Source organism: Sphingomonas bacterium (assembly GCF_028292945.1).
Taxonomy (GTDB): Bacteria; Pseudomonadota; Alphaproteobacteria; order Sphingomonadales; family Sphingomonadaceae; genus Sphingomonas.
On the sequence record NZ_JAQGLJ010000042.1, the window covers coordinates 1 to 10102 of the forward strand.

Genomic DNA, 10102 nt, shown 5'->3' on the forward strand with positions numbered 1-10102 from the left:
CGGCATCCAGACCTGGCTGGCGCTGCCCGATGCGCTGGAGGAGACCGATCCTGCGTTCCAGCACATCCCCGCCGCCGATCTGCCGGTGATCGAACATGCCGGTGCGACAGCGCGCGTCATCATGGGCGGGCTGTGGGGCGCGAGCGCCCCGACCACAGCACACGCCGGCACGATCTACGCCGCGATTGACCTCACGGCTGGCGCCGCCGTGCCGATCGACGACAGCGCCGACGAGCGCGCGGTATATCTGGTGGAGGGCGAAGCAACGCTGGAAGGCATGCCTCTGCTGCCCCGGCGGCTCTATGTCGTCAGGCCCAGCGTGCGCGCGACGCTGCGCTCGGCGACGGCTGCGCGCGTCATGCTGTGCGGCGGCGATGCGTTCGCGACCCCGCGCCACGTCTGGTGGAACTTCGTCTCTTCGCGCCCCGAGCGGATCGAACAGGCCAAGCGCGAGTGGCGCGCCGGCGCGTTCACCCCCGTGCCCGACGACGCGGCCGAGTTCATCCCGCTGCCCGACAAGCCGCTGACGGTGAGCTATCCATAGGCGGGAAATTCGTTCTTCCGTTCGTGTCGAGCGAAGTCGAGACACACTGTCCCTCGACTTCGCTGGGGACGAACGGCAGGGGTCATCCCGCACCATTCGAGGGAGCGTAGATGCCCAGCACCCTGCAACGCGTCACCCTGTCCACCGGCGTCGATCTCGATGTCCAGGTCGCCGGCTCCCGCGACGCGCCGCCCGTCATCCTGCTGCACGGCTTTCCCGAGTCGCACCGCACCTGGCGCGACATCGTCCCCGATCTTGCCCGCGATCATTTCGTCCTCGCGCCCGATCAGCGCGGCTATGCGCGCTCGTCCAAGCCGGAGGGCGTCGAGAACTACGCGCCCGACAAGATTGTCGCCGACCTGCTCGCGCTTGCGGACAGCTTCGACCTGGACCGCTTTACCTTGGTCGGCCACGACTGGGGCGGCGCGATCGCCTGGATGGCGGCGTTGAAGCACCCGGAGCGCATCGCGCGGCTGGTGATCGTCAACGCACCGCACCCGCTCGTATTCCAGCGATCGCTGTTCGACGACCCGGAGCAGCGCGCCGCGAGCCAGTATATCCGCCGTTTTCGCGACACGTCGCTCGACAGCGGCCTGATCGGCGCGGGCCTGGAGCGGTTCTTCGCGTCGACTTTCGCGCAGGTACTGACCAGCGCCGTCGCGGGCAAGCACCGGGCGGCGTATCTGGACGAATGGAGCCAGCCCGGCGCGATGACTGCCATGCTCAACTGGTACCGCGCCTCCGCAATCGAGGTACCCGCCCCCGACGAACACCCGCCCCGCCCGGCCTGGCTCGACGGCCCCTTCCCACCCGTCACGCAGCCGACACTGGTGATCTGGGGCATGTCGGACAAGGCACTGCTGCCCGTGCAATTCGAGGGACTGGGCGCGCTCGTGCCCGACCTGACGATCGAGCGGGTCGAGGGCGCGGGCCATTTTGTGCCCTGGGAGGACGCGCCGGCGGTGTTGGCGGCGATGCGGCGGTGGAGGATTTAGGCCGCACGTCGCTTATCAGGGCTGGATGTGCTAGGGCCTGCATGCGCACCGGATCACAGCAGCGATTCGACGCATCCACCTCAGATCGGATTTCGACTCTACATGGCCTTTAAGGATCAGACGTTTCAGGAGCGCGGCGCGCTCGCGGCCAAGGCCAAGCAGGCAGCACTCGACAAGCTGCGCGCCAAGCCGCCGATCGACGAAGCCGTCGCGGCGGAACGTGCCAGGGCCGCTGCCGCCAAGGCGGAGGAAGTCGCGCGCCTGAGCGCGGAGAAGAAGGCCGCGCGCGAACAGGCCGCCGCGGACAAAAAGGCAGCGAAGGAACTGGCGATCGCCGAACAGGCCGCGCGCGACGCCGCCGCCGCCGAGGCCGCCAAGCCCTACAAGCCTGCACTCCCGAGCGAAGCCGAGATGAAGGCGGCCCGCGACGCCCGCTACGCGGCGCGCAAGGCGCGCAAGTAGCGCTCGAGGCCAAGCATCAGTCGCGGGGCACGACCTTCAGCTCGTAGTCCATGTACAGCAACACCTCCGTCGGGCTCGACTTCGGCGGCATAGGTGGGGCCGAACGCGGCCGCCGACGCAGTGGCATCGGCCGCGATCGCGGCGACGATGTCCTTGCGATAGCGGCTCGGATCGACGATCGAAACGCCGGGGGTGGCGTCCGCCTCCACCACCGCGCGGCCGACCACGGGCACCGCCTTGGCGAAGGCGGCCAGTCGTTGGAACGCGGCGGTCGCCGAACCCTCGGTCGGCGGCGTCTTGATGACGAACGACGCGCGCTCGGCATCGTCGCGATCGTCGTCGTCAGCAACGGCAAGCTTCTCGGTATGATTGGCGAGCGTCAGCGGCTCGATCATCGTGCCCCCATGGGCAAGCTGCACCTGGCGGCGCGCGCCGAGCTCGATCGCGTTCTTCACCGTCTGCAGGGTCTCGCGCCGACGCTGCTCCTTGTCGCGGGTGTCGCCCATCACCGTCACCACCTGTACGGCGAAGTCCGCACGACGGCGGATGCCGATGCCGGCATTGGTGGCGGCACTCACTTGGGCCGAGCGGCGCGAGGCGGTGACGACGATCTCGTCCTGCGACTACCCCGGTGCGGCCGTGATCAGCACCGCGGCCGTCAGCAATCCCCTCTTTATCACGCTCCCCTCCGCTCGTTTCGTCGGCAAAATGTGGACGAGAGCGGGGCGGGTGTCTAGGGCGGCAGCGCAACGGATGGGGACGGGTGCTTGGCCAATGTAGCGGTAATCGGCGCGCAATGGGGCGACGAGGGCAAGGGCAAGATCGTCGACTGGCTGGCCGAGCGCGCCGACATGGTGGTGCGGTTCCAGGGTGGACACAATGCCGGGCACACGCTGGTCGTCGGCGACAAGGTCTACAAGCTGTCGCTGCTGCCGTCGGGTATCGTGCGCGGCACGCCGTCGGTGATCGGCAACGGCGTGGTGCTCGACCCCTGGCACCTGCGCGACGAGATCGCGCGGCTGGGCGAGCAGGGCGTGGCGGTATCGCCCGACGTGCTGCGGGTGGCCGACACCTGCCCACTGATCCTGCCGCTGCACCGCGACCTTGACGGCCTGCGCGAGGACGCGTCGGGCGCGGGCAAGATCGGCACGACGCGGCGCGGGATCGGCCCGGCGTACGAGGACAAGGTGGGGCGGCGGGCGATCCGGCTTTGCGACCTTGCGCATCTCGATAGCCTGGAGCCGCAGCTTGATCGCCTGCTCGCCCACCACGACGCCTTGCGCGCCGGCTTCGGCCAGCCGCCGATCGATCGCGCGGGGCTGCTCGCCGAGTTGCGGGACATCGCCGGGTTCGTGCTGCCGTTCGCCAAGCCGGTATGGCGCGACCTCAACGCGGCGCGCGCGGCGGGCAAGCGCATCCTGTTCGAAGGTGCTCAGGGCGTGCTGCTCGACGTCGATCACGGCACCTATCCGTTCGTCACCTCGTCGAACACCGTGGCGGGCGCGGCGGCGGCGGGGTCGGGCATCGGGCCGTCCGGCGTCGGCTTCGTGCTCGGCATCGCCAAGGCGTACACCACCCGCGTCGGCTCCGGTCCGTTCCCGACCGAGCTTGACGACTCGACCGGCGAGCGGCTGGGCGAGCGCGGCCGCGAGTTCGGCACGGTGACGGGCCGCAAGCGCCGCTGCGGCTGGTTCGACGCGGTGCTGGTGCGCCAGTCGGCGGCGGTCAGCGGCATCACCGGCATCGCGCTGACGAAGCTGGACGTTCTCGACGGATTCGATGAAATTCAGATCTGCACCGGCTATCGGCTTCGCGGCGAGGTTTTGGACTACCTGCCCGCGCACGCGGCCGATCAGGCGGCGGTGGAGCCGATCTACGAAACCGTGGAGGGCTGGTCGCAATCGACCGCCGGCGCGCGCAGCTGGGCCGACCTGCCGGCCCCGGCGATCAAGTACATCCGCCGGGTGGAGGAGCTGATCCGCTGCCCCGTCGCGCTGGTCTCGACCAGCCCGGAGCGCGAGGACACGATTCTGGTGCGGGATCCTTTCGCCGATTAGCCACGTGCGTTAGCCACACTGGGCTCGGTGCAGCAGCATCTGGTCGGCGAGGACCAGCGCCATCATCGCCTCCACCACCGGCACCCCGCGGATACCGACGCACGGGTCGTGACGGCCCTTGGTGGCGATGGTCGTCGCCGCACCGTCGCGGGTGATCGTCTCGACCGGCGTCAGGATAGAGCTGGTCGGCTTGAAGGCGACGCGCAGCCGGATGGGTTGGCCGGTGGCGATGCCGCCCGTGATGCCGCCGGCGTGATTGGCGAGGAACTCCGGTCCTTCCCGTCCCGGCTGCATCCGATCTGCATTGCCCTCGCCGGTGTTCGCCGCCGCCGCGAAGCCGTCGCCGATCTCCACTCCCTTGACGGCGTTGATCGACATCGCCGCTGCCGCCAACTCCGCGTCGAGCTTGGCATAGAGCGGCGCCCCCCACCCTGCAGGCACTCCGGTCGCCTCACACGTCACTACCGCGCCCAGCGAAGACCCGGCCTTGCGGGCACCGTCGACCAGGGCTTCCCAGCGCATGGCGGCTACCGGGTCGGGGCAGAAGAACGGATTAGCTTCTATCTGCGCATCGTCGAGGCGGGCGGGGTCGATGGCGTCGCCGCCGATCGCCTCGACCCAAGCTCGTATGCGAACCTGCGGAATGACGAGCCGCGCCACCGCCCCCGCCGCGACCCGCGCCGCCGTCTCGCGCGCCGACGACCGCCCGCCGCCGCGATGGTCGCGACGGCCGTATTTGGCGTCATAGGCATAATCGGCGTGGCCGGGGCGATAAGCCTGCGCCACGTCGGAATAGTCCTTCGACCGCTGGTCGACGTTGTCGATCATCAGGCTGATCGGCGTCCCCGTCGTCCGCCCCTCGAACACGCCCGACAGGATGCGGACCTGATCAGGCTCCTGCCGCTGGGTCGTAAAGCGCGACTGGCCCGGCCGCCGCTTGTCAAGCCAGGGTTGAATGTCGGTCTCGCAGAGCGTCAGGCCGGGCGGGCACCCGTCCACCACCGCCCCGATCGCCGGCCCGTGCGACTCGCCCCAGGTGGTGAAGCGGAAAACGCGGCCGAAGGTGTTGACGCTCACGCTGCCGCGTCCCTGGCAAAGGGTGGAAGTCTACAACCCTTACGATCCGTTGCCGCTGAAATTACCACCGATGCAAATCGCGCCGACATTGATCGGATGAGAGGAAAGTCTGACATGCGAGAGATGTGGCAGAACGCCCGCCTGTAGGACAGCATCAAACCAGCGCAATATCCGGGGCGTCCTCCGCTTTCATGCCGATGACGTTGTAACCGGCGTCGACATGGTGGATCTCGCCCGTCACACCGCTTGCCAGGTCGCTGAGAAGGTAGAGTCCGGCGCCGCCGACATCGTCGATGGTGACGTTGCGCTTCAAGGGGGCATTCAGCTCGTTCCACTTCAGGATCAGGCGGAAGTCCCCGATGCCGCTCGCCGCCAGCGTCTTGATCGGGCCGGCGGAGATCGCGTTGACGCGAATACCGTCGCGGCCGAGATCGACGGCGAGGTACTGGACGCTGGTCTCGAGCGCCGCCTTGGCGACTCCCATGACATTGTAATGCGGAATGACCTTTTCCGCGCCGTAATAGCTCAGCGTCAGCAGCGCGCCGCCCGGCTTCATCATCCGCGCCGCGCGTTGCGCGACCGCGACGAAGGAATAGACGCTGATGTTCATGGTCAGCAGGAAATTGTCGAGCGTCGTGTCGACATAGCGCCCGCGCAGCTCGTTCTTGTCGGAAAAGCCGATCGCATGGACCAGAAAGTCGATCTGCGGCCATTCCTCGGCAAGGGAGGCGAAAGTGCGATCCAGCGCGGCCATGTCGGCGACGTCGCAATTGAACAGTCGCGGGGTGCCGAGCTGCTCCGCGAGCGGGCGCACCCGCTTTTCCATCACGTCGCCCTGATAGGAGAAGGCGAGCTCCGCGCCTGCGGCGCCAAGCTGCTGTGCGATGCCCCAAGCCAGGCTCTTGTCATTCGCCAGGCCCATGATCAGGCCCCGTTTCCCCTGCATCAATCCCGTCACGCGGTTGCTTCCTCTCCGTTCGCCACCTGCTCCGCCGCAGCGTCGTCGACCGCCTGTGCGGCATCGCCGCCTTCCGCCGAAGCCTGTCGCGGCTCCGCCAGCGCGGCGTTGAAATGCGCACCGAAGACGAAGCCGAGTCCGACCAGCCAGAAGAAGGTGAGCATCACGACCACGCCGGCCAGGCTGCCATAGGTCGCGCCATAGCCTCCGAGCAAGGCCAGCACGCCCGGCAGCAGCGCGGTGATCAGCACCCACCAGGCCGCCGTGAACAGCGCGCCCGGCCATTTGCGACTGGACGTGCGGCGGTATTTGGACGGCGTGCACAGGTAGAACATCAGATACAGCGCCCCGAACAGGATCAGGCCGGGGATGATGCGCGCGAGGCCCAGCCATCCTGCCGCGTCCTGCGCCCATGGCACCAGATTGTAGATGAACTGCTCCGCGCCGGTCAGCAGCCCCTGCGCCAGGAAGGAGATCATCGCGAGGATGACCGACCCGATGATCGCGCCCGACGACGCCAGCCGCGCACGCCAGAAGGGCGCGGAGCTCTGCGTGCCATAGGCGCGGCGGAAGATGTCGCGGATCGTCTCAACGAAATTGCCGACGGTATAAAGCGAGATCAGCCCCGCCACCCAAAGCAGTGCGCCAGCCTTGGCAGTGATCACATCGACGATCGGCTTGCGCAGCAGCTCGGCTGTCTCAGGCGGCAGCGTCCGGAGGAACGACACCACCGCCGCCTGCGCGTTGGCATCCTGCCCGAACACCGAGAGCACCGCCGCTGCCAGAATGAAGAACGGGAACATCGTGACCAGCGCCAGATACGCGAGGTTGCCGGCGTGAATGAACCCGTCGTTGAACACGCCGATGGCGGCGCGTTTGAGCACCTCCACAAACTGCTCGGTGGGCTTCAGCCGGTTCAGCTCGCGCCGGAAGCGGCCGTGATGGCGCGCCCGGTCCTCGGGCGTCAGCGCCGGAGTTAGTTCAGTGCTGCTCACGTCTGGCGTTAGACGCCCATCGCGGCACGCGGGTTCCCGCCCGCGCCCGCCCATCCGTCCACGAACTGCTCCAGCGCCGCGTCATCGGCGGGTATCTGCACCATCAGCGTCACCAGCTGATCGCCCCGCAGCGCGCCGTCGCCCTTCGCGCCCTTCTTGTGGAATCCCTTGCCCTTCAGGCGCAGCGTCCGCCCCGACGACGCGCCCTTGGGGATGGTCAGCATGACCGGCTTGTCGACGGTCGGTACCTTGACCTGCCCGCCCCTCACCGCCTCCGCCAGCGTGATCGGCAGATCGATGCGGATGTCGTCGCCGTCACGGGTGAAGAAGCGATGCGGCTGAACCTCGATCGTCACCGTCGCGTCGCCAGGTCCGCCCGCGCCCGGCTCGCCCTTGCCGGCGAGCCGCATTTGCGTGCCGGTCTCGACCCCGGCGGGCAGTTTGATGTCGAGCGCACCGGCGGGCAGCTGAACGCGCTGCGGGGCCAGTGTCGCCGCGTCAACGAACGGCACCGCCAGCTTGTAGGCGAGGTTCGCGCCCTTTGCCGCCGCACGCCGTCCGAATCCGGAAGCAAACCCACCCGAGCCGCCGCCGCCGCCACGTTGGCCGCCGAACAGCCCCTCGAAGATGTCGCTCATGTCGGCGGTGCTCTCGCCGGATGCCCCGCCAAACTCGAAGCCCTGCGACCGGAACCCGCCTCCCGGCCCGCCCGGACGCGGCCCGCCCGCCCCGCCGCCAAAGCCGAACGAACTGGCCGGGTTGCCGTCGCCGTCGATCTCGCCGCGATCGAAGCGCGCGCGCTTGTCCTTGTCGGTCAGCAGGTCATAGGCAGCCGTCACCTTGCTGAACCGCTCGGTCGCCTTGGGGTTGTCCTTGTTGCGGTCGGGATGCAGCTCCTTGGCGAGCTTGCGATACGCCTTCTTGATGTCCGCCTCGGCCGCGCCGCGCGCGACGCCCAAGGTCGTGTATGGATCCGCCGCTGCCATCCCCTTTACTGCCGCCCTCGCTGGTGTGTTACCCGGCTATGTAGGTCCGCGCCCGCGCAACGCAAACTACTTTACGGGCGTTGGTGTGCAAAGGAGATGGGACGTGGCAGAGCACAAGGACGGCGTCGAGGAGCCTCATGGCAAGACGTCCGGCGGCGAGAGCGACGGCGGCGCTTATCCGAACCCGCATACCGGCAAGAAGCCGCAGGGCGGGTTCATGGGTCACGGCGGACAGACGGAGATCGCCTATTCCGGCACCGGCCAGGGTGGCAAAGACGACGACCCCGACGTCGGCAACGAGAATGCGGTGACGAAGGGCTGACCGGCTGACGACGCTCGTGGGCATGTAGCACCGTATATCAGCCGAGCCGGCCGCCGGGTCATGCGACCCCTTCCGGTAACGGCAGGACATCCACCGATACGTCCATCTTCTGCGCGCCCGAACCCAGCACCACACCATCGACGGGCGCGATCTCGCCATAGTCGCGGCCGACCGCGACGACGATGTGGTCGGCCGCCATCCAGATGCCATTGGTCGGGTCCAGGCCTACCCAGCCACGCACCGGGCCGCACCACAGCAGCACCCACGCGTGCGTCGCATCGGCCCCGACGAGCCGCGCCTGACCGGGCGGCGGAATGGTGCGGATATAGCCGGACGCATAGGCCGCCGGCAGGCCAGCGGCGCGCAGTCCGGTGATCATGATCTGCGCGAAGTCCTGACACACGCCTCTCTTCTGCGCGAAAGCCTGTGCGGGCGTGGTGTCGACCAGCGTCGCATCGGCATCGAACGCGAACTCGCGCTGGATGCGGCGCGCCAGCGCGATGCCCCCCTCCAGGCTGTTGCGTTCTGGCGCGAGATCGGGCGCGCACCAATCCGCAATGGCGGGATCGAGCGGGATCAGCGGCGACGGGTAAAGGTAACCAGCCGGCCCCCCCGCGCCAGGCTCGCGGCTGTCTCGCGCGAGCTGCGCGACCTCCGCCAGCGTCGGGTCGGTCGCGTCGGGGACGGGCACCAGCCGATCGACCGTCAGCCGTGCGACACTTTCTATCGTCAACGTGCGCACGGGTTGATCGACGACCAGGCGCGTGACGTTGGCCAGTCCCGCCTCCGCGCGCGCCGGGGTGACGCGGCCGACGGGTTCGACGGTCAGGCGATAGTCGGTCAGCCGCTGTCCCGGCCAGTCGATCGGCTGGAGCCGCAGGTTGCAGCGCGCGAACTTGACGGTCGACCCATAGTCGAACCGGGTGACGTGGCGGATGTCGTAGATCATGGCCGGCTCATGCCAGCGTCATTCCAGCGGCGCGCAACGGCTCGGCTCCTTGCATGAAATACCGGCGTCCGATCGCGTCGGACAGCCGCGCCAGCCGGCGCTCCACCTCGCCCAGCGTGTCGGCATCCAGTTCGGCCGCGCTCGCCGTCGCCAGTGTCGCGGCGAGCGCGGAGGCCTGTGCCTGTTGCGGCTCGGCCATGCCGTCGTCGCTCAGCACCGGCAGTTCGGCCAGCCGCTCGGTCAGGCAGCGCAGCTGAAAGGCGAGCGCACGCGGGTTGCCGCCGTCGAGCGCGACCAGGTCCATCACCGGCACACGCGCAATACCGGTCAGGTAGCGCTGGCGATACGAGATCTGGCAGTCGGCAAGGTCGAGCAGCGTCGACAGATCGTCAGCAGACGCGCCCGGCAGGCCGAATAGCCGGACGGCGCGCGCCATCGCCATGCCGCGCTCCACCCGCCGGCCGATGTCGAGGAAACGCCAGCTGTCGCTCCGGACCATGTGCTCGGCGACCAGGCCCGACAGCGCGGCGTAGCGGCGTTGCAGCGTGCCCGTGCGGTCCAGCATGCCGCGTTGATGGGGAAAGGGCGCGTCGAGCAGGCGCACCATGTCGGCCGACAGGCGGTCGCGCGCGCCCTCGCCGATCGCGCGGGCATGCGCGTTGAGCGTAGCGACCGACTGACCGGCGGGGTCCTCCATGGCGACGCGCGCGAACGCGGTCAGCGCCGCGCGGGACAGACCGGACGGATGCGGCGCGGC

General features: G+C 68.8%; 12 protein-coding genes. 5 read left to right on the forward strand and 7 right to left on the reverse strand.

Going from position 1 to position 10102, the window contains the following annotated elements; translation table 11 throughout:
- From JWN21_RS05250 to JWN21_RS05260, 3 genes are all read left to right on the forward strand, one after another.
- Positions 1–544, forward strand: a 544-nt coding sequence (locus tag JWN21_RS05250; protein ID WP_299646976.1) for a pirin-like C-terminal cupin domain-containing protein, incomplete at its 5' end; no start/stop codon positions are given.
- A gap of 110 nt (positions 545–654) precedes the next feature.
- Complete coding sequence (locus JWN21_RS05255; RefSeq protein ID WP_299646978.1) at positions 655–1539, forward strand: alpha/beta fold hydrolase; 885 nt, start codon at positions 655–657, stop codon at positions 1537–1539.
- A gap of 102 nt (positions 1540–1641) precedes the next feature.
- A complete protein-coding gene (locus JWN21_RS05260) occupies positions 1642–2001 on the forward strand; it encodes a DUF6481 family protein (protein WP_299646980.1) in 360 nt (119 codons plus the stop codon).
- On the opposite strand, the gene JWN21_RS05265 is transcribed toward JWN21_RS05260, so the two are convergent.
- A complete protein-coding gene (locus JWN21_RS05265) occupies positions 1974–2579 on the reverse strand; it encodes a hypothetical protein (RefSeq protein ID WP_299646982.1) in 606 nt (201 codons plus the stop codon). The genes JWN21_RS05260 and JWN21_RS05265 overlap by 28 nt on opposite strands.
- Positions 2580–2768: 189 nt before the next feature.
- Here JWN21_RS05265 and JWN21_RS05270 point away from each other — a divergent pair, with 189 nt between their 5' ends.
- Positions 2769–4058: an adenylosuccinate synthase gene (locus JWN21_RS05270; protein ID WP_299646984.1), complete on the forward strand. Its 1290-nt coding sequence runs from the start codon at positions 2769–2771 to the stop codon at positions 4056–4058.
- A gap of 9 nt (positions 4059–4067) precedes the next feature.
- On the opposite strand, the gene aroC is transcribed toward JWN21_RS05270, so the two are convergent.
- From aroC to JWN21_RS05290, 4 genes are all read right to left on the reverse strand, one after another.
- Positions 4068–5135, reverse strand: coding sequence for a chorismate synthase (aroC, locus tag JWN21_RS05275; protein WP_299646986.1), 1068 nt, complete (start codon positions 5133–5135; stop codon positions 4068–4070).
- A 154-nt stretch (positions 5136–5289) separates the two neighbouring features.
- Entirely contained in the window at positions 5290–6093 is an 804-nt protein-coding gene (gene fabI / locus JWN21_RS05280; RefSeq protein ID WP_299646988.1) for an enoyl-ACP reductase FabI, read from the reverse strand.
- Positions 6090–7088 carry a YihY/virulence factor BrkB family protein gene (locus tag JWN21_RS05285; protein WP_299646990.1) on the reverse strand — a complete coding sequence of 333 codons (999 nt, stop codon included), beginning with the start codon at positions 7086–7088 and terminating at the stop codon, positions 6090–6092. Before JWN21_RS05285 ends, fabI begins: the two co-directional genes overlap by 4 nt.
- An 8-nt stretch (positions 7089–7096) precedes the next feature.
- On the reverse strand, positions 7097–8074 hold the full coding sequence (locus JWN21_RS05290) for a DnaJ C-terminal domain-containing protein (RefSeq protein WP_299646992.1): 978 nt from the start codon (positions 8072–8074) through the stop codon (positions 7097–7099).
- Between the two features lie 103 nt (positions 8075–8177).
- Here JWN21_RS05290 and JWN21_RS05295 point away from each other — a divergent pair, with 103 nt between their 5' ends.
- Complete coding sequence (locus JWN21_RS05295; protein ID WP_299646994.1) at positions 8178–8396, forward strand: hypothetical protein; 219 nt, start codon at positions 8178–8180, stop codon at positions 8394–8396.
- A gap of 58 nt (positions 8397–8454) precedes the next feature.
- Here the strand turns inward: JWN21_RS05295 and JWN21_RS05300 are convergent, their stop codons facing one another.
- Positions 8455–9345, reverse strand: coding sequence for a transglutaminase family protein (locus tag JWN21_RS05300; RefSeq protein WP_299646996.1), 891 nt, complete (start codon positions 9343–9345; stop codon positions 8455–8457).
- 7 nt (positions 9346–9352) lie between these two features.
- A partial coding sequence (locus tag JWN21_RS05305) for an alpha-E domain-containing protein (RefSeq protein WP_299646998.1) occupies positions 9353–10102 on the reverse strand: 750 nt, incomplete at its 5' end.

Excerpts from the sequence above, each read along its gene's own strand:
- JWN21_RS05300 (WP_299646996.1), bottom strand. The coding sequence starts at position 9,345 with ATGATCTACGACATCCGCCACGTCACCCGGTTCGACTATGGGTCGACC.
- JWN21_RS05290 (WP_299646992.1), bottom strand. The coding sequence starts at position 8,074 with ATGGCAGCGGCGGATCCATACACGACCTTGGGCGTCGCGCGCGGCGCG.
- JWN21_RS05255 (WP_299646978.1), top strand. The coding sequence starts at position 655 with ATGCCCAGCACCCTGCAACGCGTCACCCTGTCCACCGGCGTCGATCTC.
- JWN21_RS05260 (WP_299646980.1), top strand. The coding sequence starts at position 1,642 with ATGGCCTTTAAGGATCAGACGTTTCAGGAGCGCGGCGCGCTCGCGGCC.